Genomic DNA, 25,057 nt, shown 5'->3' with positions numbered 1-25,057 from the left:
ATGGCTTCTGAATTTCTAGAGTATGCAAATTCCAAGTTATTTGTGTTGGTCAGTTCAAAAGAAACTGAAAAAGATGAATGGGGAAATATTCAACCTAAAAAACAATCAATAGAAGTTGAAACATTTTTAAAGGAATCTCGCGGTAAAAATAGTCAACCTGGTACAGCTAAGCCAGACGATAAGCAAGGAGCAAATTCTTTGAGAACATATCTAAAAGGTTATTTGGTGAATCCAATGCAATGGCCTGGGAATATTATACCAACCGAATGCGAGGTTGAATATTACGGAAAAAAGGGTAAGCTTCAAGTTTTGTCTCAGTTTCCTAGACCGTTTGATACTGAATTATTGACAGGAGTAATTGTGGAAGGATGGGCAACGTTTCAAGCTTAAATGACGAAATCATTGTACTCAGAACAGCCATAGAAGGACTGACAGAAGTAGGGACTTATTTATTCCCGACTGGTCAAACCTTAAAAGCTGTTGCAGTTGCTAAGCCCGACTTTCCGCCAACAGGAACACAAACACAAGGATTAGAAATTGTAATTATTCCAGCAGAAGAGTTGACAATAACACCGATGTTCAACCAAGGCTCAAGCTGGGTTCGGTCGCACAAAATAACTCTCAAACAATGGGACAGTCAAGACACAACTCTCAAAATAATTGAGCCGTTAATTCAATTATTAATGCAGCTAAATTATTCAGTAAGTGTTGGGTTAAGAATTATTCCTAATCCTAAAATTGGAAACATAGAAACCAGAAATCTGACAATATCTAAAACTATCATAAACAGGAGGAAACATGGGAACTAGCTATCAAAACCGAGAATTGCAAAAGGGCTGGAAGACTTCGGTCTACTGCTGGAGACAGAAAACCAAACCTGTATTGCCTTTTGCGCCTGCCACCCTGACATTGACTGCGGCGGCGACAGAAGGTGGAACAACTATGACCGTTACTGGTGCCCCTGCTACGCCGATCGAAAAAGGTAACGTTCTGCTCTTTGTTGATGCCGATGAGCTGGCATATCTTGCCGAAGTAACGGCTAACAGTACGGGTGGCGCGCTAACTGTTCGGGCGTTGGCTGAAACTATTCCGTCGGGTGCGACGGCGATGTGGCCGCCTGAATTGCTCGATCGGACTGATGCCGAAATTAGTCGAACGGTTGACACCACCGACACCCAGACTTTTAACACGGGTGGCAACAAGTTAATCACCACGACTACCAGCAGCCGATCACTAAGTCTGCCGGGCCCGTATATGTTGAAAAACGGCGGGTATTGGACGGCGTTTTTCTCGGCAGAAGAGAAAGTTGCGCTGTGGTTTGCAATCCAACACGAAGCGCCCGATCAGGATTTGGGAAGCATCAAAGAAGCTCCGTTCATTGCCAAAGGTTATGTCACAGACAACACTACTTCGGCGGCGGCTGACGGGTTTAGAATGGGCGATTTGTCGGTCGATATTACGGGCGCTCCTATCAGCGATTTTAGGGTTGTCGGAATTGCCGCTTAATAACCGATGGCTAAAGTTTCATCGCTTCAAACTAAAGGTGTTTTTGCCTGTTGTTGCAATATTCACGATCTCACAATTCATTGTGAACTGCTAGCAGTTAGCGGTAATCAAGAGTCTGAAGCAAAGTTACTAGACGTAGAAACAGGTAAGCGTTATTCGGTTCGCTTGCCTGCTGGTGCTCACATACTATGGGACTACACTATGGAGAGAATTGTAGATGCTGCCATTTAAAACTACTGCCACGCAGCAGGGGGAAAACACTGCGCTAATTGAGGATGGCTTTGGTAATTCAATCGAAATTCCGAAATATGGATGCTTGACCTACAACGAGGAGAACGCCATCAGCCAATACTATATGGGGCTTAAAGATGGGGTCAGTAGGGTTGATGCCCGACTATCAGAAATTACCATTTTGCTTCGTTCTAGGTTTAAACTTCCTGATCTGACAACCGATCAAGTTGCTGACCAAGCCTCAACAATGCCAATGATTGATCGCCTGTACGAATTTGTATTAGGCGAACGCACACGGTGGATACCCAAGGAGGTTTTACTTGAACTGACTGGAGAGGTAGCTAAGGAAATGGCGATCGAGACAGCCCGTCAATATAAAGGCATTGCCGCCGGACGCTCTGACCTCGAACTTGAAAAACGCTGGGTAGTGTTTGCCAAGAAGGGCCCGTGGCTTGAAGGGTTTGAAGTTCTCAAAGATTTTGCGGATGACGAGCCCGTGGGAAAGCCACTGACTCGAAACCTCAACTGATTGATTGGGAAAGCATCTACTGGAAGCTGCGATTAAATTATCCATCGGACGATCGATTTACCGCTGATAATTTTGCAGATCAACCTCTGGTAATTATTGAACAAGCTTTAGAGGCGATCGGCAAAAGAGAGATTGAATTAGGCAATTTGATAGCAACTCCAATCAGTAGAGCGATGTTGTACATCCTCTCTAGCAAAGGAGTTAAACGCCCAGAGCGTGAACTAAATTCAATCAATCCATACGCACAGGCGATAGAAAGCGAAATTGCCAAGAAAAAATATTCTAAAGAGTTTACCCAGACTTTCCTTAAATTATTGAAAGAAGGTAAAGTCCCAAGCTGGGTAGCTAGCGCAGTCGATATCGAAACGATGAATTTAGCAAGGTAAAAATATGACAAGGAATTCAAAGATTATGGGCGAAATAGCAGAACTTCAAGTAACAAAAACTGAAAATGTTACAGTATTAAACTTTGTTTCTACTGCCGAAAAGAAGCAAGTAGAAATTGACGATGGGTTGGGTAATGTGGTGAGTGTTCCGAGCAAAGGCGCTGCCGACTGTGTGGAGTACAACAAAGTCATGCAATTACTTTACCGCATGGAAAAAGACCCCACACAGGCTTTAGGTATGGAGGTTGCTATAGTAATACTCTGCCTCCGCCACCGTTACAAACTTGCAAAAACTGTTACGGATGACAGTATTTTGCTAGACAAAGATGGCGAACCTATACCAATATCTCTTGTTAAAAAACTGTACGAGTTTTTTATGAGAGAACTCCAGTTAGAAAGAGTTTTAGACGCTCAAAAAACGGCGGTTGAAGTGCGAAAACCCGTGATGCGGATGGAAGATGCTGCGCCTTATTTAGAGTAAAACTAATTAAAGAACTTCCAAACTTATGGCAAGAGTATTTGTTCCAACCCAATACCTATCTCAACAAAATAATCGGTTATATCGCTCAGGAACGTGCAACACGACTTCTATTGCAATGGGCATGGGCAATCACGGGGAACCATTAATTCGCTCTGACGGTACTCAACTTGAAGATTACTTGACTCAATATTGTTTAGACAATGGCTTGTCACGACACTCTCCCGGAGATTTGGAGATTTTGGCGCAGAAACACGGATATAGGTTCCGATTTAGCGCTTACGCTACTTGGAATGAGGTAAAGGCTTGGTTGCGTCAAGGCAAAATTTGTATAACTCATGGCTGGTTTACTGAGTTTGGTCACATTTTAGTAATTTGTGGTTACGACGAAGAAAAAGAATGTTGGATCGTGCACGACCCGTGGGGAGAATGGTATCCGGGTGGGTATGATACTAGCGTTTCGGGTGAAGCGTTGGAGTATTCTTTTCAGATGATGTCACGATTGTGCGGGCCCGACGCAGAAAATCAACTTTGGATTCACTTCGTTAATGGCAAAAGTGAAGATAAACGTGTTTGGAAGCCGGGAGAACTTGGAGGGTTGCGACTTCAGGATATTTACGAGCGTAAACTGTCGCTATCGTTGGTGGATGTAAAGAAAGATATAGGGTTGACCAAGCAAGTACAGATTTGCCTTACTCGGTTCCCACAGTTTCATCCAGGAACGCCGGATGGTAGTTGGGGCCCGTTAACTCAAAAAGCATTTGAGAATTTGGCTTTTAGCTTTCAGGTTGACGCGAGGGCGATCGACTTTAAAACTGCAAAAATTCTGATTGAGGGTAAATATAGATAATTTGTAATTTAAATTAGATTTAACTTAAGAATTAAAATATGCCCAACGCTTACGGACGCGCTTTTACCACTGCTAATTTTCTTTCCAATTTGGCTACTTTAAAAGCCATCAATTTTGGCGCGTCCGATCCGATGGGTTGCTGGTTTGTTGTGCCAAATCAAACCACGAATAATGTTGAAATATGGGTATGGGAACCTGCATCAACAGCCACAACTAATGAGATTGATGTTGTTCGCCCCGATTCAGTAGTTCCGGGTAGTCCTGGCAGATGTGTTCAACGATTGAAATTTGATGCCAGTAGCTTAGGTGGAATTCTTGGTGCTATCGCGGCTTTAAACACCGCTGGATTAATTGAGAGGACTGCTGACGGTAGTGCCAGTGTTGTTGGGTTGGGTAATTTCGCTCGAACTTTTCTTGGCAGCGCCTCTGATTCCGATGCGCGAACAACGTTAAATTTAGGTAACGTTACCAACACTTCAGACGCAAACAAGCCTGTTTCTACTGCACAGCAAAATGCCTTAAATCAAAAGGCAGATTTGACGGCATTAAACTCTAAAGCAGATTTAGTAGGTGGATTTGTACCTACATCGCAATTGCCCAGTTTTGTTGATGATGTTCTTGAATTTGCAGCACTTGTAAACTTTCCCGCAACAGGAGAAATAGGAAAGATTTATTTAGCGACTGGTACTAATATTGTTTACCGATGGTCTGGAAGTGTGTATGTTGAAGTTTCAGCATCTTTGGCATTAGGAACAACTTCTGCCACGGCTTATCGCGGTGACTTCGGAAATGCCGCTTATACTCATTCTCAAACAACAGGAAATCCCCACGGAACAACAGCAACGCAAATCGGATTACCGAATCTTACAAACCATTTGCAAGTAAACACAACGGAAAATCAGACAGTTGGAGGCGAAAAAACTTTTACTGGTGTAGTCCGAATTACAAATACAAACCAATCCACTTCTACTACGACAGGCGCTCTAATCGTCGTTGGCGGTGGAGCATTTGGGGGTAATCAATATATTGGAGGATTCACACTTCTAGGAGATAATGTAGCTATAAAACAAAAGCAAATATCTGGGACTACTGGGACTGCTGGTACTGATGTATTTGTTGCACATGAGATAACCGGAACTATTAGAGGAGTTACTTGTATTGTTACTGATATAGCTAATAGGTTAATGTCTCCTGGAATGACTTTAGCGTCTGCCCAAAATGAGTATTATGTCTATACTACTTCCACTCAGTTTATAGTATATGTTCCTCCGACAAACTCAAGTAATGTAGTTAGCAGACCTTTCACTGCTTTAATTACTTATAGTGCATAAAATTATGCAAATTACTCTCATGGGCTCAAATAATATTTCTATTGTCCATATTTCCAAACGGTCAAAAATTAACTTTCAATATAGGAGCCTAAAATGCCAATTGACGTACCAAACCCCAACGGAACAATGCGGCGCGATGTCGCCGAAAGATTTCAAATCCTCAATCTTTTAGAAGCTAACGAAAGTGTTTTTAAAATGCGAATGGAAGCGTATTTTGTGACTTCTATACACTTAGGCGATGAAAAGCTTTCTGAAGTTTGGAACCCTGAAGTTTTGGTCTTTGGCTGTGAAAACGATCCGGAATTAGAAGAGGCAATGATTATCATCCAAACCCGCATTGGGCAAAAGCGTTATGCACAAATTACAGCGCCGCCACCAGAAACTTCTGAACCTGTAGAAAATCCAGAGATAATACCAATTGAAAACAGCTAAAAAACTATAATGAAACAAAAAATAACATTTAACGGCGGTGCAATTAAAGGCACTGCGCTCCGAGCGTTTTAAACTACAATGCTCGAACTGGGAAAAACTTTTCAAGAAGTTATTGAGGATGTGAAAAATGCCAATACGCGGTAAAGTTTCTGTTAATTTTAATGGTATTGCTTTACAAGGGGCCGCTTTACGTGCTTTTGAGCGCACAATGAAAGATTTAGGTAATACTTTTCAAGAAGTCATTAGTGAGGTTGGGGCTTTTCCTGACTTTCCACAAAGTGACATCATTGACACGGGCGCGTTAAAAGAATCACAAACTGTCGCTTTCCCGTCTCCAGGTTCTGTTGTTTTTGATTGGCCTGTAGAATACGCGCCTTATGTTCACGATGGTTATACCTTGCAAAACGGCGCGCAGCAACCCGGCAGACCTTGGACATCTTTAGGTTTGCAAAAGTTTGATCCAGTGGTGCAGTATACCGCAAACTTAAACGCTGAACTAGCTTTCGTCCCGATCGCGATGCGTCGAGTTGGGCTAGTTGCTCGAAGAAAACTTACAACCCGATTATCTAACTGGCAGGTTTAATTATGTACGGTGGCGTCAGTATTCCAGTCAACTTGGGTTTAGGCGGATTTCAGCAGCAAGTCGGAGTAGCTACGCGAGCACTTCAAGGTGTGGGACTAGCAGGCGGTACAGCCAGTCAGAGAGTCGCTCAAGTTGTGATCGCCGCAAAGCAATTTGTCAATTTGGCTGTCCCCGCGTCTATTTTTGCCAGTCAGATAGCGCAATCTGTGTTTGGGATGACGCAGCTTTCGACTAAAGTTGCTGCGGTTGCTAACTTCTTTGCTGCAAACTATTTTCCGTTACCTTTTCTTAATCCTATCAACCAAGGGATACTTCAAACTGTCGTATTTCTGCGACAAGCTGGAGCAATTCAATCTGTCATCTCTTCCGCTATCACAGGTTTTACTAATCTTGGATTTTCAGGGAAACTAGCATTTTCTACGATATTAACTGGTGGATTGGCTGCTGCGCCTCAAGTAATGGCATTTTTTCTTAATCAAGCGGCGTTAGTCAATCAAGTATTTGTTGCCGGATTAATCCCTAATATCATGACAGTCAATGCGTTAATGACTACGTATCAAAGTCTTTTCGCAACCGCTTTAGCTAATCCTGTTAGGTATACAGACTTGGTTGTTTTGGGAGGAATCCTTAAAGAATTAGTACCTAGAGCATCGCTCTTAGGTCAGACATTGAATACAATGATAACTCCCATTAAGTTTGGGAGAGCGGCTCAAGGATTTATTGCTTATTTGAATTTACTGGGAACCGAAGTTACTATGCTTACTACTCAGGTAAACACGCTAACAACGGGACTCGCGGCAAGTGCGGCAAGCTTGATTGGCGGTGGCAGCTTCTTGTTGCCAGGGCAATTATCTCCGGGCCCTACTGTTGTTGATATGTTTCAAAATCAGCAAGGGGTAGAAGAAGCAGTACAATATCAAATTCTTACCGACAATTTACGAGCTTTAAGCGAAACCAGTGGCGCAACCGCCACACAAATAGACAACGTAAATAGAGCTATATTTAGTGTTGGCACAAGTACCAAGCAAAATATAGACCAAGTTGCAAATAGCGCTTCTGCATTGAAGCGTGCCGGAGTAGACGTAGAAGAACTACCAGCGGCTATAAAAAGCTTGGGTTATGCAGCAAGTGCCACAAACGAAGACATGATGGCGCTTGGTAAAACTACGCTAGAACTGACAAACGCTTTCACTGAGTTAACAATTCCCGAAGCTGCCGACGTACTCACAACAATTAGCACACAGACAGGTATAGCCACAAATCAACTAGCAACAAGTATAGTTAGTGCAAGTGGAATAGCTAAATCTGCGGGATTAAGCTTTAAAGAAACTGCGCTTTTAATCGGATCTTTAGGCGCAGCCGGGATTAGTGGCGCTAACGCAAGTGGTACTCTTGAAGCAGCAATAGCATCTTTACAAGGAATAGCTGGAGATTACAATAAGAATACCAAATCCAATGGTGTGTCCGCTCTTAGCGCTCTCGGACTTTCTAAATCAGATATAGTTGACGCTAGTGGCAACGTAAATAGTATTGAATCTATTATCCAAGCTTTTCAAGGTCGAATTACAGAATTTAATAGTGCAGGCAAACAAAGTCAAGTTGCACCCTTGGTTTCTCAAATTTTTGGGTCACAAAGTAGCAATGAAATGTTGGCGTTGTTTAATCAATCTTCGTCTGCCCTCAATGAGCTAAAACAGTCAATCAATAATGCGGGCGGTGTCAGTCAGAAAGTTAGCGACAGTCAAATGACTTCTTTGGCTGGAACTTTGGACAGATTAACTGATGGCGCTCGCGCTGTCTCAATTACTGTTGGTCAGTTTTTAAGTCCGATTCTAAGCGGATTTTTGCAGCCAGTCGCGGCGCTGACAGAAGGGTTCTTAAAACTACCTCCTGCGCTGCAACTGACGGCGTTGTCTCTCAGCGTTGTTGGGCCGTTAGCCTTAGTGGTATTTCAAGGTACAAAGCTTTTAGTAACCTGGACTAAGTTATGGGCGGCAGCTCAAGTTGCTGCTGGTGTTGCGGCTGATATCTTTACAGGCAAACTTACAGCATTGCAAGTAAAACAAGCTATTGCAGCGCAATGGACAGAAATTACCACTAAAGTTACACAAGCTTATTCTTTTGCGTTAGGTGTACTAACAGGTCAAATAAGTGCGGCTGAAGCCAAACAAACTATTTTAAACGCAAGTCAAGCATTTGGTGCGGCTAATAGTAGAGAGTTTTTTAATACTACCAAAGCGTCTATTGCTATATTAGGTGATTATGCCAAGCATTTGATTCTTGGTACAACAAATATTAAATTGTTCTCAATCTCTCAGTTAGCCAGTGCAACAGCTACTGGGATTAAGAATACAATTATAAATACAGCAATTGCGCTCACTAAAGCGCAAACCTATGTAGACTTAGCGCAAAACGCTGTTACATTAACTCAGATCGGAATCAATAAAATAGTTAGTGGATCTATTGCAGCAAAAACATTTGTTTTAGGATTGTTCACTAGGCAACAGGCTACAGCAAACACCCAACAGTCATTTAGTGCAACTATTTCATTAATAGCCGCTCAAGCTAAGAATATTTATGCAATCGCCGTAGGACGAGCATCAGCGGCAACCCTAGGATTTATTGGTACAATGGCAACGCTGGCGGTTAGGTTTGCGCTTCTTACTGCCGCTGCTTGGGCTGTATCGCAAGCGTGGAATTCGTTTTCGGCGGGAGTTAAAGAAGCTAATGGCATCAAAGAAACTGCCGATAACATCAACAAATTAACGACAGAGTTGACCGGGCTACAGGCAAAAGCGAATGATTCTGGAAATGCTTTTCAACAGTTTTGGGAAAGCGTACAAAAAAAAGGACCGATCGAAGCAACTCAACAAACATTGTCGCAAGTGACAGGAGGAAAACCAACTGACACATACGGCAAAGATTTTTCTATAGTTACCAACTCTCAGCTAGCCGCACAACGGGCAATGTTTGCGACAGAACAGGTTTCTAAAGCTGTAAACACCCAACTAGAGCTAGGTGTTGGGGTTATGCAGAAATATGGTATAGAGACTTTAGACGCTGCTGACAAACAGCGACTAGGGGCGCAAGGAATAGCTGATTTTAAAGCGGAAGCCACTCGGCAAGTAGATACCTTAAATAAAACGCTAGAGGCATTAAAAGCTCAACAGCCTGTCAATGACGAGCAAAAAGCATTTATTCAAACTAATATAAAATTAACCGAGCAACAAGTTAGGATTTTGCGCGGTAAAATTGTTGCGTTAGAATCCGAAACAGCTACAACTAAAGTACACATTTTAACCCTGGACGAATTAACTAAAAAGTATAAAGAGGTAGCCTACGCTTCCGAAATGGCTACTCAAAAATCATTAGCTTCAATAGAAGAAAGAGTGGCAAAAGGAAAAGGAAGAGGCGGTATAAATCAAGAGCGAGGCGAAGACCTTAAATTAGGACTTGAAAAAAATGGAGTAATTGAGCGCACTCGAACAAATTCTAACCAACTTAAAGACTTAGAGGCTGCAAGTATTGGAGCAAAGCCAGAAGATGCAGCTAAAATTGCTGAAGAAATTAAACGAATTGAATTAGACCAGGTAAAAGCTAGAATTGACGCTGCCAAACTTGAACAGCAGGCGCGAAAGAATCTTAACGATGATATCTTAGGAAATGTCAAAGAGCGAGAGGACGCTGTAACAGCTAAGCAGCAGTTGTCCAGTCAAAATCAAATAACTGCAATCAAGAAAGCGCAAGCCGCCCGCACGTATTCTGCTGAAGAAGTCGCAGCTAAAATTGCCACGATCGAAGCCACCGATCTACAAGCATCGATCGCCAGTGAAACTGAAAAACAGCAAAAACTACTCCAACTGCGACAGTGGGGGGTGATTTCGGAAGAAGAAGCCCGCAAAGGAGTGCGAGAATCGGCAGTCACAATTGCCAAAACTCAAGGGCAACTTGCCGAAGCTGAGTTGAAGCGGTCAGAAGAACGGGTAGCAGCGCAAGTCAAGAAAATTCAAGAACAGGCAAAGGTTAACTCTGACCAAAAACTCGCAGGGTTAGACGCTCGATCGTTCACTAGCGACCAGCAAGGTAAGTTGGCGACGGCTCAGTCGGGAGTCGGCGACGCCCGATCGGAACTAGACAAACAGCGGTTGGGATTCGCCCTTCAACTGGCAGAACTTAACGGCAACCAGTCACAGCAAGAGCAAATCAAAAATCAAATTTACCAGCAGCAGTTAGTCTCACTAACGCAGCAACAGCAGGCGAAGCGTCAAGAGTTAGTTATCAGCCAGCAGCAGGCAGCGATCGAACTTGAACGCAAGCGGGTGCAATCAGAAATTGCAGTGCTTGAAGCTCAGTCGGCGCTACAAGTTGCCCAAGCTCAAGGTGCGTCTGCTGGGGAAATTGTCGCGCTACAACAGTCGATCGCGCTCAAGCAGCAAATAGTGGCTCAAGTTGCCACAGAGAAAACCAACCAACAGAAGCTCAACACTTTAGCAGGGCAACAGTTAGCAATCCAGCAACAGACTGCAAAAGAAGGACTAGAACAGCAACGCCAAATAGACCTTCAGCGACAGGCGATCGAGAGAAAGACCAAAGCGATTGAAGAGGGAATTAACCGCGCTCGCTCACTTTCTGAGTCTCAACTGCAAGGGCTTGACTTTAAGGGGCAAGATGTTGGAGCCGAAATTAACAAGCAAAAACTACTTGCCGATATTTCTCAATCTCAGGCTAATTTACAGAAGCAGCGCTTAGAGTTCAGCTTGCAAGCTGCTGAGTTGTCAGGCAATGAATCAACGAAAGAGCAAATTAAAGAACAAATATATCAACAGCAGCAAGCGGCTTTAGTCGCTCAACATCAAGCTCAAAAGACTAATCTAGAACTGTCTAGTCAGCAAGCAACTATTGAGTTAGAGCGAAAACGGATTCAAGGTGAGATCGCTCTATTAGAAGCACAAGCAAATCTAGAATTAGCCAAATCAAAGAATGCTTCAGCGGCTGAACTTGCTGGACTGCAAGCAGTAATATCCCTGCGTGAAAAATCAAATAATTATATCTCAACAGAAGAAGCGAACCAGGCTAAAGTCAATCAGTTAACCAGCCAGCATCTAAGTATTGAGCAGCAAGTCGCACAAGAAGGACTCAAACAGCAGCGCCAAATCGAATTACAGAAAGAGGCAATTGAGAAACGAACCAAAGCAATTGAGGAAGGACTGAACCGTGCGAAAGCACTATCGGAAGCTCAATCTCAAAAACTAGAATTTAAAGGACAGGACATTAGCGCGGAAATCAGTAAACAGAAATTGCTGGGTGACATATCCCAATCTCAATCTAACCTGCAAAAGCAGCGACTAGAATTCAGTCTACAAACCGCAGAGTTAACGGGTCAGGAATCAACTAAGGAACAGATTAAGCAGCAAATTTACCAGCAACAGCAAGCGTCGTTAATTGCCCAACACCAAGCCCAAAAGACCAGCCTACAACTGTCTAACCAACAAGCGACGATCGAACTTGAACGCAAACGCATTCAGGGCGAAATAGCACTACTAGAAGCCCAAGCAAACCTGGAATCAGCCCAAGCCAAAAACGCATCCGCCGCCGAGATTAGCAACTTGCAAGCGGTCATCGCCCTGCGCCAAAAGTCGGTCGATTATATCTCAACAGAAGAAGCCAATCAGAACAAAATCAACCAGCTAACCAGTCAGCACCTTACCCTAGAGCAGCAAATTGCCAGAGAAGGGATGGAACAGCAGCGCCAACTGGAAATGCAGAAACTGGCGATCGAAAAACGGACTAAGGCGATTGAGGACGGGCTAATTCGATCGCGCACTGCAATGGAGGGGCAATCCCAGAGCCTCGAATTCAAGGGGCAAAACGTCGGCGGTGAGATTGATAAACAGAAGGGTGTCAGCGACCTCCAACAGTCACAGGCCGCATTGCAAAAACAGCAGTTAGATTTTGCCCTACAGCGCGCTGAACTAAGCGGAAACGAATCAGCCAAAGAGCAAATTAAGGAGCAAATTTACCAGCAACAGAAAGCTGCTTTAGTTGCCCAACAGCAAGCCCAGGTTGTCGGAATTGGGTTGTCGCGCCAGCAAGCTGCGATCGAACTTGAGCGTCAAAAACTGTCGGCACAAATTGCAGTCACAGAAGCGCAAGCAAATTTGGCAAAAGCTCAAGTCACTAAAACTACCTCGGCTGCCGAAATGGAATCGTTGCGGGCAACTGTCGGCTACAGGCAGCAAGCACTCAGCCAGATTACCGCACAGGCAGCCGTCAGCAAGCAGGTGCAGTCAACGGAAGATCAGAAGCTTGCGATCGAACGCCAGACAACAATGGAGAATTTGGTGCAAACTCGCGAGCTAGAGCGCCAGAAGGAGGCTATAGAGAAGCAGAAGCAGGCGATCGAGGAAAGGTTGCAAGCTCAAAAGTCGGGATTAGAAAACCGCCAAGGCAAACTGGAACTATCAAATCAGTTGCTAGATTTAGAATCGCGGCAGTTGTCGGCGCGATCGGGATTAGCCGAAGCAACCAACGGGCTAGAGCAGCAAAGGCTTGAGTTTTTGATGTCTCAAGCTGAGATTACGGGCAATACCGCACAGAAAGAAAGTCTAAAAACTCAACTCTATCAACAGCAGTTAGCAGCGCTTAACCGATCGCAACAAGCGCAGCAGCAGTCGTTTGAGATTAGCCAGAAGCAGAAACAAATTGAACTTGACAGGCAGGAAATTCAAGCCAAGATTGCAACGTTTGAGGCAGAGGCAAATATCGCCAAGGCTAAAGCCGACAATAGTTCTGCTCAGCAAATTTCAGCGTTGGAATCGGTCTACAAACTACGGCAAGAAGCTTTGAGCCAAGTCGGGCAAATGCGGACAGCCGAGGGGCAAATTGCACAACTTGAACGTCAGAAGCTAGGAGTCGAGCAACTGTCAGCGCGTGAGAAGTTGCGCCAGACGAATCAGCTCGAAAAAATGCGGCAGGCGCACGAGGCCAACAACAAGGCGCTTGAGAAGACGAAAGAGCTAGAGAAGAAACCCATTAATACCAGTGGCGGCATGACTTGGATTGACCAAGCTGAGGGGCCCTGGTACGAGAACGCCAAAAACCCATTTCAAGAAACTGCCGACAACTTCTTCGCCGCGTCAATCCCTCCCGACCTAGCACCGATCGTGCCGGATGCACTTAAAACCGATCTACTGACCCAGCAGGGTAAAATACCAGATACCGCGCAGCAGTTAGCTAATATGCAAGTAACGGCTCAAAATGTTTACCTGAACGGGACAATTGCAGAAGCCCAAAAACCCGGCACCGACTGGCTATCTAAAACCCTTTCCGATATCAACGCACCCAGCACCCCATCTCAACCGATGGATGCAAATGCTCAGCGAGAAGCGGCTAAGGCTAAGATCGAACAGGCGCGATCGGCACTGTCAGCAGCACTTGCCCGTCAAAATCAACCAGTCAATATTGACCCTGCTGAAGCGACACGACAAGGGTTAGAGGCTGCGGCATCAGCTAGAGATTTTGCAGCCCAAATCCGAGCCGATTTAAAATCAGGTGTGCTCAAAAACCAAGTGACCGGGCGGACTGTTCCGTTGAATCTACCCCCCACCTTGGCGGAGTTGGCGTCAAACTTAGCTAACGCAGAAGCGGCGCTGAAAGAAGTTAAAGACCCTGTTGGCGTAGAATCAATCTATAATTCAATGGAAGAAATAAAAGCTATATTGAAGAATTTGCCGACTGGAAATTTGACTGTAGTTTCTCAGAACCCTGTTGCCGAATGTGGAGAAATTCTAAACGCCCTTACTAGGAGGCGGTAATGCCTTACCCAACAATTGAAGACTATCCATATTTGCAACTAGATATTGACGGTAAATCTGTTAAGTTAAATCAGTTCACCAGCTATTCTAGGAAGGTTTTGCACGGGGCGAAGATTGATTATGCGTTTAGCGGTAACGCCATCGTCAAGCGCACCCCGCACGAGCCGAAACACTTGTGGACAGTGACGGCGTTGGTAGACTGGGCGACGCGCAATCAGTTTTTATTAGTGGCTAAGTTGGCAGATACTAAAATATTTGCTCCACCGTTTGACGCTTATAAGTTAACTCTCAGCGATGTGTTCCTGAGTATAATTGAGCCGACTATATCTCGCCCCAAAGCTGATGTTTTTCAGTCGGTGGGGATGATTGGGGATATTGAATATTTTGCTAAATTCTTGGTGGCGATTGACTTGAGTTCGATCGAAGAGCAACCATTGGGCGACTGGGTGCAATTAAGCTTTATAATTAATGAATTGGAAAAACTTACTGCATAGGAGCTTGCTATGACACAATCAACAATGAAACAAATCTTAATAAATGAATCTCAAAAACTTTATCGGTTTAAACTTGAAGCCTTAAAACAACACAAAGAAAAAATGAATGAGTTCTGGTTAGGCAGAATTCAACAAGCTCAGCTTTTGGGGGTGACCAAATCGCAAATGGCTCAATTAAGAAGTATATATGTAGATGACATAGAAAAAATAGAATTTGAAATAACGGAAACACAAGCTGCTCTTGACTCTGAAATTTAAAATTCATGACTGTAAACGCAGCCGCTAGACCGAATAAGCTAATCGTCGCCGGACTAGAATTCCCCGGATTTATTCGCTATATCTGCGACGAGAACGAGCTAGACACCAGCGGCGCAATTCTGGCGACAGGTACGATCGAGATTGACAGCCATCACTCCAACCCGCAATCGCTCAACGATAGGCTAAATCGCTGGTGGTGTTGGGGCAAAAGGATCGAAGTTCACATTTTGGGCAGTGACGGCGTTTATCGGCTGCACCCGCGCGGCGTAGTGTACTTGATCCGATCGTTCTACAGCTTAGAAGGGCGGTTGACATTACAGGTTGGTTGCCTGCTGTCGCTGCTCAAAAATCGCTCGATCGACGACTTCCGGGAAGACAACAAAATCCCCAAAGAAACTGAGTCTACAGTCGAAGAACTGCAGGACGGGTACACGGAAGAAACAGCGCTGATTGTCATCTCCTACTCTTCCCCTGGTGTCGCGTTCTCGTCATCAAGTAGTTCATCGCCATCGCCATCTCCCACGCCGACACCAGCGCCCACAGGTGATTTGACACTGCCCCCCATTTTTCGAGAATTTCAAAAGTCAAAATTTTACAGCATCCAGCCGATCGTCACTTTCCTGTTAGGACGCGCCGGGGTGACAACAATTCGCGGCAGTGTCGGGGGACGTATTCGGGGCCCGATTAGTTTTAGCGGTTCGCTGGTTCAACAGGCCGGTGAGTTATGCTTCAAAGCTGATCCACCGAGTTATATCTGGGCTGACAAAGATACTGTCAGGATTACGCCAATTAATATCACCAACAACCCCACAGCCTTAGTTGTAGTTATCGGCAAAGACGAGGTAGAGTATGCACCCCTAGATAGCGGGTTAGACGCCATCAAAGAGCTGGTTGTCACAGGCAATCTAGATAAGAAAAACACTGACAAGCCAGAGGACGCAACCGAAACGGTCAATCCCGATGGCAGTAAAGAAAAAACCTCGATCACCCAAGACTTTGGGCCCGAAACAATTATTGACTTTAACGGCGACCCAAGCCTCGAAATACTGCTTTCGACAACTACGACAACCGAAAGAATTCAAGCTAATCAGAAAATTGTTACCACAATTCGGGTTGAACGCCGGGGGCTTGTCGTGCCAAATACTAAGGTTGATCGCGCCACATTTGTCGAGAGTTTCCGCAGCACATTCACGCAGTATTTCAGCCCAAACCCAGCAAACAACGGGCGGTTAGACTACGAGGAGGAGGAGATAAAAGAGCCAGTCTGTAAAGTGTTGGCGGGGTTCTTCGGCACTTATTCTGATGTTAATTTTTCCATGCCTTTAGGGTTTGATGCGATCGGCGGACAAACCTGGCCCGCTGACAAGTGGCTGCTAAACACTACGCAGATTCTCAGCAGTCGTACCCGCACGAACTACAGCTACGATTCTAAGGGAGTGCAGACGGCAAAAACTGCCGTGACCCAGGAATATGTCTCAAAAATTCTCACAAATTACTGGCCATTCGTCGGAACTCTAGCCCCCAGCAAGCAAACGACAGAGCAGTGGATGCGATGGGGTGATAATGAGATGCACCGCATTACTGCCAAAACTACATATCAAGAGCGCTACTCAACCGAACTCGAAGCTCTGGACGAGAAGCTGTGGGAGGACAAAGCAGCGGCGGGCATGACCGAGATAACCAGTATCCCGACCTACACTCGAACCGGAGATGTCGAAGGGTCGAGCACAGTTAGTTACAGCGCCAGAGATATCAATACTTTTCAGGTCAAGCACGGGACGCGAATGTCGCTGATGACCGAGAAGGACGGCGACAAAGTTGAGCTATCCCGCGCTGGACTTGCGAACGCACCGGCCACCGAATACTTGCCAGCTTATTCATCCGCCGGAGAGGACGGGGAAGCGGCGGACGACTGGGAAGAAGAGGAAGTAAAGGTCAAGAAATACTGGGACTTCGACTTTGATTGTTCGGGGCAAATGCCGCCGAAAGAAGTGGTCAGTATTGGTAAAATTCCGAATCAATCTATCCTGTCCCAGATTGCCGATATTTTGTATTTTTACAGGCAGGGAAAGAGCAAAGCTTACGAATTGACGGTTGAGATTGGCGACTGGTGGCTGTCTAGTTTATACCGTCCAGTCATAGCAGTACAGGTAATTGAACCGGATGACAATGCACTGACTTACCTGCTGACTGGCATTAACTATTCCTGCGAAGCGGATGCCAATTTAATTCTTGGGGACTTGTGGTGGATAGGTGGTACTGCCAATTCTTTAGTCAGCAGCGCGTTGGGTAATTGGCTGGAGACTGGTGTTAGGATTGTTGATGAAGGAATTGGGTTTCAAGTTGGCGATCGAGTGCAGGTTGGTGCGATCGGCGGAATCATTCCCGGTGTTGAGCCTAACCGCTACTGGATAACGGCGGTACAGACTGTTAACGGCGTCCAACAAGTTCAATTATCTGCTACTCAGGATGGAACAGCAATTGCCGTTACGGGCGCGATCGTCGGGGAGCCACGAATTACAACTGTCGTCGCCAAAGAGCCAACACTGGCATTCGCTCAACTCAAGAAATGGCTGCAAATTACATCTACAGATTGGGTTCAAACAGATTTAAATGATTGGCTAATTCTAGAAGTTAATTAAAATATTTATGACTCCCCACCGCTTGAAAGTTAGAGCCGCGATGCGACGGTACGGACAATCACAATCACCCAATCAGATTCAAAATGCTCTCGTGCAAACAGGCACATCGTCAGCCGATCGCCTAACCCCCGCAGCGGAAATCGGAAAGTTTCAGCAGTTTGACGCCGAGGCTGGGTGCTACGTGTTTGCCAGCAACACTCAATCGGTTTCAGTGCCATCCAGCCAAATGCTCAGTAATGGACGTTTGGGCAAGGGACAGAAAGCCCTACTTGCTCAAGGTACAGCCGATTACACCCCCGCTTAATCATGCCAGAAGAAATTAACAACATTAACGACCGCCCTGTAATTGAAACCGACGAACCGATGTCGATTCAAGAGGCGAATGAATGGGCGATCGAGGCACGGGGGAAGGCTGATCCGCGCAAGGCTGTGATCGAGCGGCTGCGGTGCGAGGCGGCAAAGCGTCGGGAGCGCAAACCTGCGAATCCTTTAGAAACGCTCAAACCTAACCCAAGTTACAGAGTTCGCGAGTTTAACGCCGAAGCCGATGCGTTTAACGTTGAGAGTAGCGATGGGAGGAAACTGACAGGAAAAAGCTTAAGCAATGGCAATGTCCGCAACGGGCAGCAAGTACGCTCATTTTTTGTTCCAAACGGTCAGGTTGTTATTGATGTCAAGCCGAAAGGTAGGGATATATTATTTGCTAAGCCTAAAGCGAAACCAAAGATTAAGCCTCCTACAGATAACATTAAAATACTATTTTATGTTAATTGTGAAATATCCCCATTTGTAGGATATGACGAATCAACAGTTGAACGTTTATGGAAAGAGCTTTGGATTGGCGGAACATGGCCTGTAAAAAAAATATATACAGTTCCAAATGGTTATCGATTAGCTGATGCTTTTATTGTTAATACGGGAGAAAAAGAAGAAGACTATGTTGTAATGGGTAGGCTTTTTCCTGTTAAAAAAATACATAAATGGTATAGTCAACTAAATGTAGCAGATTTTGCTATTCCGCTTGGAATTCCCGCAGCTATCTTTTTTACAATAGAAAAAGGTGTTGTAAGCCAGCAAGAATTTACTGAAAACTTTTGTCCTCCTTATTTTTGGCGATACTGTGGTGGAGGCTTTTTCTATTCCGCAGGAAGTGAAATTGGTGTAAATACTATAGATGCAGCTAGCGGACAGGTTCGTGCGTTATGGCCTAAAGCTTATAGTTGGTATAATAGTTCACCCAGTATTTATGATTTCGGATACAACAGTCCTGGGCTGACGAGTGGAGGAAATCAATTTTGTTTTGTAAATTTTGCAATTCATAGAGTTGGGATGTTTGACGGATATGCGTTCGCTGGAACTCCGGCACTTTCGCATTTAACAAAGCCTGTCAATAGCTATACTCCTATCTTGTTAGACCAAGCAACAGCCGAGCGATTAAGTCCACGATATGACGCAGATGGCAATTTGCTTCCACCTGAGATGTTATTTGGTATTGACTCTTCCTCTAAGTGGTATTACAAAACCAAAAGTATTGAAATTGAAAATATAAATACCTTTTACTCTGCGCTTACACTTTTATCTGATCAGAATTCATATGTTGCACTTTTAGGCTTCTCCGGTAATCTTTGCATTACTCCTACCAGGAATGCTTTAATTGATTATCAAGCAAGCAACGGGCTTTATATACGTTTTGAGAACCCAGAACCTATCTCAAGTGGTTTCTTATATGAACCTTTAATTGTTGACAGCACAGGTACAAAAACTTTAGTAATAAAACAACTTGCCGGAGATTATTCAATAAAACAAACTAACTCACTATTATATTTGTCGGACTCTGGCGAAAGTCCAGCTTTTACTAAAATCTCAGGAATCCCAGAGCTTGACAACTTGAGTTCATTGGGTTCACAAGTTGTTGTAGATGAAAATACAACACAAGTTCAAAGACCACCTTTTCTTAGAAGTTTGTATCAAAACTTCGTGTTTTTATCAAACACTATTTGGGAATTTGGTGAACTAAATCATACGCTAAACGTATACTCATATAACGGCCCTGCCGATACTTTTTATTCAAACTTTTTGTTAGCATCTAATCAGTTAGAAACAAACAATGAACTACTGTATTTAAAAGATTTTCTTTTAGCTTTTGCCTATTTTACGCAATTAACTGTGATGCCTTCTCCTGATGCACGTATTGCAGTTAATCCATTTCCAATTACCGTAGATCTATGTACGTATTTTAAACCTTTATCTTCTTATATTGACAGTAGCATATATATTCCTTATGGATTTCTTGATGACGATAAAAAGTTTTTTGGAACGCAAGCAGTTGTTTATGCAGAGCCAGAAAAGACTAGAGTGTTACCTCAAACGTCTAAAGCTGTTGTAAAAATAGTAGAATTAAAATTAGATGAAACTATAGGGCAAGTAGACGTTATGCCAACAGTAAAGGAATTACCTATTTATATGGTCACTCCAGAAAATAGTGGCAGTGGGTCTATAGCATTGGCTTCAGCTAATTACTGGCTCAACAAAGTTGCAAGTAAAGGCAAAGCGCTACCTGCTTTTATTCCAGACCCAATTACTCCTACTCCTACTCCTACTCCTACTCCTACACCTACTCCTACTCCCGGAGATGGAGGTGGCTATGGCTATGGCTATGGCTATGGGAGCAGTGGCGGTTCAGGTGTTTTTTGAAATTTATATTAGTGTTTCTATAGCAAATGTTGGGTTGATTGAAATACTAAGCTTATGTGTTGTATTCATTCCTCTTCTTTTTAGGGCTTGTGTTATAGCTTTTCTACATAACTCAACTCTGTCCATGTCATTCATTGTTACTTTTGTAGATCGGTGGTGAAACCTATACTGATACAAGTAATTGTCTATTTTTTTTATGTTTGTCACTTCAGATAATCGCAAGCACAATTCATAATCTTCAATATTATTAAATTCAGTATTAAATCCACCTGCTTTTAAATAAATTAACTGTCGAATTAATCGAAAGTGAAAAGTCATAAAATCAATTAACAATCTGTCCTTAGAATAAGGGATAACACATCGTTTTCCTGGTCGCATTTTTCTACCATTCTCATCAATATCTAAATAATTTGTATAAACTAAACCACAATCTTTATCATCATCCAGCACCGCCGCCGTCAACTCGATCGCCCGCGCCTCTAAAATATCATCCGAGTCAACTTGCCCGATATACTCCCCCCGCGCCGCGTCAAACCCTTTCTTAAGCGCATGAGCAGCCCCCTTATTAATGGGATTCGACAGCACCCGCACCCGATCGTCCTCCAACGCAAATTGTTCGGCGATCGCCAAGGAACCATCAGTCGATCCGTCATCCACAATTATCAATTCTAAATCCGTAAAAGTCTGGTCTAGTACGCTACGGACAGCGATTCCCAGATACTTTTCGCGGTTGTAAACTGGGATGGCGATCGACACCTTGGGAAACTTTGAGTCTATTACATTTAAATTACCCTTTCCGGGTGATGGTTGTTTATTCACGAGATTGTTAAAGTGAGTGCATTATTAATAATAATTTTACTCATATTAATATGAAACGCAATTTTCTCGTTGGCGCACCCCGCAGCGGCACCACAATCCTACAAAGCTTGCTAGCCGCGCACCCCAAAATCACTTCCTTCCCCGAAACAAAGTTTTTCCATCACTTATGGACTGACAGACTATCTCGCAAATTACCGAACCGCTTGCGCGAATTCTTCTACAAAGAAATCTGTCGTCCTGACCTCTACAGCGAGGTGGAAGTTTACCGCCGCCAATCCACCACCGATCGCATCAACTGGTTCATCGGCGTTCTAGATAAACTAGCGATCGAAGAAGGAAACAGCGTCTGGCTGGAAAAAACGCCAGAACACATTTACTTTTTGGAGTCGATCGCAGACTACTTGCCACAGGCAAAATTCATCCATATTGTTCGGCATCCGCTCGACGTTGTTGCATCCATGAGGAAGGCTACACAAGACCCATTGAACAATGTTCTCTGGGGTGGCGAGTGGAGCTTAGATTTTTGCGTGTCTCGGTGGAATAGTTCAGCATCAATTAGTTACAGTTGCGCCAATAAGTCCCAGCATTTAGTTGTCAAATATGAAGACTTACTACGAGACAAGATTTGGCTGCTGTCCCAATGCTGTCATTTTATTGATATAGCCTACGATGTAGAAATGCTTCGCAACTACCGGGGAGAAAGTCAAAGGTTGAGCCTAGGGCTGCCGTGGCACGAGGGAATCGATCGGGCGATCGAGCCTGCCATTATTGCAAAGTACAAGCAGTTTCTCAGTCCAAATGAAATCATGTACGTGCTAGAGAATACGGTGGAATTACGGCAAAAATTTGGGTATGGGTGCGAGTAGCGGCACTCCGATCGCGACTACCCGGATTTTGAGCGGAAGGAACAATCGGGCAATCAGACGTGTTGAAGATTTGACAATTGAGTGCGCGTTAACATAAAAAATATTAACTCAATTCACAAAAGCAATGACTAAAAAGTTACCAGCAAATCAAACACCTCCGGCTAAAGAAGGCGCTCCGGGTTACTTAGGAGGCACAGGCTATCCTACTGCTAAAGAATTGGTTAACGACGTGAAAGAGATATTTAAAAAGAAAAAATAGTTATAGACCGATCGCCAATTCAGAAAAACAGAACCCGCAGTCTCTCAATCTGTGGATTCTGTTTTCGGTTGGTTCGGTCGCTTGTCTGCTGAATCTATTGTAACTTTGATCGGGTTAATCTAGCGGATGTATTGCGTTATCTAGTGGGCTTGTTGCACTATCTATAGGGCTTGTTGCGTTACCTATGGGGTAGCCCGAAAACTTATAACAGCTTTTAAGTAATGTTCAGCGACCGATGTTCAGTGATGCCAATCTCACGGAATATGCTATTATTGAATCAATCAGGAGGTTGGCCGAGCGGTTAGGCGGTAGACTCATAATCTATTTCAGGTGGGTTCGACTCCCGCATCTCCTATTTCACTGACGGTTAAGTCAAGTGTGCGCCCCCGCTATTTAAAGGGGGCCAAATTTCTTAGCGTGGCATCACTTCGCAAATTGTCATTTTTGTTCGCATGATAAAATATAGACACTCACTACACCGCCACAAGTATGCAAATTAACCAAGAAGGGTTAGACCTCATCAAACAATTTGAAGGCTGCAAATTAGAAGCCTATATTTGTCCTGCTGGTATCCCAACGATCGGCTACGGGCACACTCAATCAGCGACAATGGGGCAAGTTATCAGCGAAGTTGAAGCTGACGCGCTACTGCGGAAAGATTTGAAGGATGCAGAGGATGCCGTTAGAACACTGGTAACTGTGCCGATTGACGAGAATCAATTCTCGACATTGGTTAGCTTTGTATTTAATGTCGGAGCAGGTGCGTTTGAGCAATCTACTTTACTGGCTATGCTCAACGCTTACGCTAGCGCTGAAACAGTGGCGGCTCAGTTCATGCGGTGGAATAAGGCAGACGGGCGGGAACTGCCGGGGCTGACACGTCGCCGCCATGCTGAGCAAGCCTTGTTTCTGGGGAAAGACTGGAGAGTCTACTTATTTTGATTAACGTGGTCAATAGGTTCACTTTCTAAATTTCGATTTGGCTTTTCAAACCCAGAATTCCTGAAAGTAGTCACAGTTAAAACGATAACAGCAAGCCCACTTATTAACGGAGCCAACTCTTTGGGGATTACTCTTTCAGCCCAAATAAGTGAACCATAATTAAATACTAAAAATACTTTAGTTGTTGCCAGACCCATCAATGCGTAGTTAACAAAAGATCCTTTAATTAAGGTATCTGGCTTAAGCTCTTTCTTCAAAGCAGCAGCGGAAAAGGCTCCCATAGCAAGCCCACTAATTAAAGTATATATTTCCGCAGGGATTGTTTTTGTAGTCCAAGTTAAGGCTATGCAAAGCAATAATAAAAGTATAGCTGAAAGTGCTACGCAAATAATGATATAGTCTGCCAACAAAGATGCTTTCATTCAATCCCCTTTGTAATAATCGGTTTCATTAATTTGTCTTTCTGCTTTTTCTTTAGCCCATTTTACTGCTTCTCGCAACTCCTCTATAACAATAGAGGAATCTTTTTCCCCTCTTTCATTCCGAATTAAATTACTAACACCAAGAACTTCTCCTAACCAAATATGAACTTGATTCATCTGCTTCCTAAAAAAAGTTATTGAACTAGCGTTAGACTCTATGACCTTTAATACTCTATTATTTGCAAAATCTAAAGCGTTTAGTCTTTTGTGTGTCGTTCGGTCGTTGCTTTTTAACTTGTCAACGTCTTTTTTTAGATTTATTATAATTGCAACCAAAACAACTACAACTAATATCAATACAATTAAAATCACATCTTCATACTTGCTAAACATTTAATTTATTTAATTAAAAGTTTTATTCCCGCCGAATTGCAACCCACGAAATACACCACTAGCATTATTGTAGTGGTGTATTCTACGGGTTGCAATGCGGAAGCTGAACTTTGAACTTTTGCTTTGCTAGCTAGCCCCGCCACGCATTACCTTTGATGATGGCTCCAATCTTTTACTGACTCCGAAGTGTGCAACTAAGGACTTGCGATCGACTCCCTCAGCAGCCAGACGGCGAATCTCGTCTGCTTGCTCTTGAGTTAGCTTGGCGTTGGGGTGCTGCTCTTTCTTTTGCGGCTGGGGCGGTAATTGTCGATCGGCTGGTCAGTGTTGGGGTTGGTAGGGAAGCCCATCATTTATACACCTCGTGTTTCAAGTCTGGGGAAATCAGACTAACAATTTTTGTCTTTGGGCTTTGGGCCGATTCAATAGCGCGTTGTTTGGCTTCTGTTTCACTGCCCTTAAAAATTTCGCGCATATCTGCTTTTACAACCCACATCGGCTCAACGTGTTTGGGAGTAACAATTGGGTCGGGACGTTTCCATTCAATGATCGGATGGAACGGCGGATGTTTTTTTGGATCAAAATTTTGCTCAATCCATTTGAGAGCCTCAACACTGACTACTTCTTTAATTATTGCCTGATACTTTACGGGTTTTGAAAAACGCTGCTCGGTCGCAACGTCCCAATTACCCGATTTGGCGAAGGAGTGAGATTTAGTCAGGAAATAAACCCAACTATCTATTAAACCTTTGTTGTTTCCTCCCGCATACAAAATGCCATCCACAAAGTCGAGATAGGGCGGCGGTTCAATTGCAGGCACTTGCCGGGATTCCAAACCTCGCAAATAATCACGAAACAGCATTACATTAAAAATCGGTACATTATCCAACCGGATAGCCCCAGTTTGCTGGTGCGTTAAAAATTCCAGCATTGCATTGTCAATATTCAAACGATTTTGCTCAAACTTGATTTGCTCAAGCAAAGTTGTACGCTGATTTTTTTGCTCGTCGGCTTCTTGCGGTGGCTCGGCAAAATGAGCGGCAGTAAATTCTTGAAATCCGGGATTGGTTTTTTCTATTATTCTTGGAATTGGTTGGGTATTCATTTATTTTTCCTAGGTATCTATTA

At 44.0% G+C, this 25,057-nt stretch carries 23 protein-coding genes and 1 tRNA gene; 20 read left to right on the top strand and 4 right to left on the bottom strand.

The features are described from left to right. The 16 genes from QUA47_RS15810 (at position 1) to QUA47_RS15735 (ending at position 20,228) form a co-directional block, all read left to right on the top strand. On the top strand, positions 1-390 hold the full coding sequence (locus tag QUA47_RS15810) for a hypothetical protein (RefSeq protein WP_333431445.1): 390 nt from the start codon (positions 1-3) through the stop codon (positions 388-390). Next, complete coding sequence (locus QUA47_RS15805; protein ID WP_333431444.1) at positions 369-809, top strand: hypothetical protein; 441 nt, start codon at positions 369-371, stop codon at positions 807-809. The genes QUA47_RS15810 and QUA47_RS15805 overlap by 22 nt, the downstream gene beginning before the upstream one ends. After that, positions 799-1,506: a hypothetical protein gene (locus QUA47_RS15800; RefSeq protein WP_333431443.1), complete on the top strand. Its 708-nt coding sequence runs from the start codon at positions 799-801 to the stop codon at positions 1,504-1,506. The genes QUA47_RS15805 and QUA47_RS15800 overlap by 11 nt, the downstream gene beginning before the upstream one ends. A 217-nt stretch (positions 1,507-1,723) precedes the next feature. Further along, positions 1,724-2,266, top strand: coding sequence for a hypothetical protein (locus QUA47_RS15795; protein ID WP_333431442.1), 543 nt, complete (start codon positions 1,724-1,726; stop codon positions 2,264-2,266). Positions 2,267-2,412: 146 nt separating this feature from the next. Then, positions 2,413-2,652, top strand: a complete 240-nt coding sequence (locus QUA47_RS15790; protein WP_333431441.1) for a hypothetical protein — start codon at positions 2,413-2,415, stop codon at positions 2,650-2,652. A 4-nt stretch (positions 2,653-2,656) separates the two neighbouring features. Then, the gene (locus QUA47_RS15785) at positions 2,657-3,133 is read left to right on the top strand and encodes a hypothetical protein (protein WP_333431440.1); all 477 of its coding nucleotides are present in this window, start codon (positions 2,657-2,659) and stop codon (positions 3,131-3,133) included. 25 nt (positions 3,134-3,158) lie between these two features. Beyond that, a complete protein-coding gene (locus QUA47_RS15780; protein WP_333431439.1) occupies positions 3,159-3,980 on the top strand; it encodes a C39 family peptidase in 822 nt (273 codons plus the stop codon). Between the two features lie 38 nt (positions 3,981-4,018). Further along, a complete protein-coding gene (locus QUA47_RS15775; protein WP_333431438.1) occupies positions 4,019-5,311 on the top strand; it encodes a hypothetical protein in 1,293 nt (430 codons plus the stop codon). Between the two features lie 93 nt (positions 5,312-5,404). After that, positions 5,405-5,743 carry a hypothetical protein gene (locus QUA47_RS15770; protein ID WP_333431437.1) on the top strand — a complete coding sequence of 113 codons (339 nt, stop codon included), beginning with the start codon at positions 5,405-5,407 and terminating at the stop codon, positions 5,741-5,743. 127 nt (positions 5,744-5,870) lie between these two features. Further along, positions 5,871-6,326: a hypothetical protein gene (locus QUA47_RS15765; protein WP_333431436.1), complete on the top strand. Its 456-nt coding sequence runs from the start codon at positions 5,871-5,873 to the stop codon at positions 6,324-6,326. Between the two features lie 2 nt (positions 6,327-6,328). Next, a complete protein-coding gene (locus QUA47_RS15760; protein ID WP_333431435.1) occupies positions 6,329-14,140 on the top strand; it encodes a hypothetical protein in 7,812 nt (2,603 codons plus the stop codon). Further along, the gene (locus QUA47_RS15755) at positions 14,140-14,634 is read left to right on the top strand and encodes a hypothetical protein (protein ID WP_333431434.1); all 495 of its coding nucleotides are present in this window, start codon (positions 14,140-14,142) and stop codon (positions 14,632-14,634) included. Before QUA47_RS15760 ends, QUA47_RS15755 begins: the two co-directional genes overlap by 1 nt. A 9-nt stretch (positions 14,635-14,643) precedes the next feature. Next, entirely contained in the window at positions 14,644-14,892 is a 249-nt protein-coding gene (locus QUA47_RS15750) for a hypothetical protein (RefSeq protein ID WP_333431433.1), read from the top strand. A 5-nt stretch (positions 14,893-14,897) separates the two neighbouring features. Continuing rightward, the gene (locus QUA47_RS15745; protein WP_333431432.1) at positions 14,898-17,534 is read left to right on the top strand and encodes a hypothetical protein; all 2,637 of its coding nucleotides are present in this window, start codon (positions 14,898-14,900) and stop codon (positions 17,532-17,534) included. 7 nt (positions 17,535-17,541) lie between these two features. Further along, positions 17,542-17,838, top strand: a complete 297-nt coding sequence (locus QUA47_RS15740; RefSeq protein ID WP_333431431.1) for a hypothetical protein — start codon at positions 17,542-17,544, stop codon at positions 17,836-17,838. A gap of 2 nt (positions 17,839-17,840) precedes the next feature. Beyond that, entirely contained in the window at positions 17,841-20,228 is a 2,388-nt protein-coding gene (locus QUA47_RS15735; protein WP_333431430.1) for a hypothetical protein, read from the top strand. Between the two features lie 3 nt (positions 20,229-20,231). On the opposite strand, the gene QUA47_RS15730 is transcribed toward QUA47_RS15735, so the two are convergent. Then, positions 20,232-21,047, bottom strand: coding sequence for a glycosyltransferase (locus QUA47_RS15730; protein ID WP_333431429.1), 816 nt, complete (start codon positions 21,045-21,047; stop codon positions 20,232-20,234). 50 nt (positions 21,048-21,097) lie between these two features. Here QUA47_RS15730 and QUA47_RS15725 point away from each other — a divergent pair, with 50 nt between their 5' ends. The 4 genes from QUA47_RS15725 to QUA47_RS15710 all read left to right on the top strand — a co-directional run bounded on the left by QUA47_RS15725 (position 21,098) and on the right by QUA47_RS15710 (position 23,114). Next, positions 21,098-21,913 carry a sulfotransferase gene (locus QUA47_RS15725; protein WP_333431428.1) on the top strand — a complete coding sequence of 272 codons (816 nt, stop codon included), beginning with the start codon at positions 21,098-21,100 and terminating at the stop codon, positions 21,911-21,913. A 124-nt stretch (positions 21,914-22,037) separates the two neighbouring features. After that, entirely contained in the window at positions 22,038-22,172 is a 135-nt protein-coding gene (locus tag QUA47_RS15720; protein WP_333431427.1) for a hypothetical protein, read from the top strand. A gap of 283 nt (positions 22,173-22,455) precedes the next feature. Next, positions 22,456-22,527, top strand: a tRNA-Met gene (locus QUA47_RS15715). A gap of 134 nt (positions 22,528-22,661) precedes the next feature. Next, complete coding sequence (locus QUA47_RS15710) at positions 22,662-23,114, top strand: lysozyme (protein ID WP_333431426.1); 453 nt, start codon at positions 22,662-22,664, stop codon at positions 23,112-23,114. Here QUA47_RS15710 and QUA47_RS15705 read toward each other — a convergent pair. The 3 genes from QUA47_RS15705 to QUA47_RS15695 form a co-directional block, all read right to left on the bottom strand. After that, positions 23,102-23,536, bottom strand: a complete 435-nt coding sequence (locus QUA47_RS15705) for a hypothetical protein (RefSeq protein ID WP_333431425.1) — start codon at positions 23,534-23,536, stop codon at positions 23,102-23,104. The two genes, QUA47_RS15710 and QUA47_RS15705, sit on opposite strands and share 13 nt — an antisense overlap. Continuing rightward, positions 23,537-23,929: a hypothetical protein gene (locus tag QUA47_RS15700; protein ID WP_333431424.1), complete on the bottom strand. Its 393-nt coding sequence runs from the start codon at positions 23,927-23,929 to the stop codon at positions 23,537-23,539. It lies immediately after the preceding gene. A 349-nt stretch (positions 23,930-24,278) separates the two neighbouring features. Continuing rightward, positions 24,279-25,034, bottom strand: a complete 756-nt coding sequence (locus QUA47_RS15695) for a hypothetical protein (RefSeq protein WP_333431423.1) — start codon at positions 25,032-25,034, stop codon at positions 24,279-24,281. Between the last annotated feature and the right edge of the window lie 23 nt (positions 25,035-25,057).

Source organism: Microcoleus sp. MON2_D5, from assembly GCF_036701905.1.
Taxonomy (GTDB): domain Bacteria; phylum Cyanobacteriota; class Cyanobacteriia; order Cyanobacteriales; family Microcoleaceae; genus Microcoleus.
The sequence above is the reverse complement of the archived record's forward strand: the minus strand, read 5'-3'. Positions and strand labels throughout refer to the sequence as shown.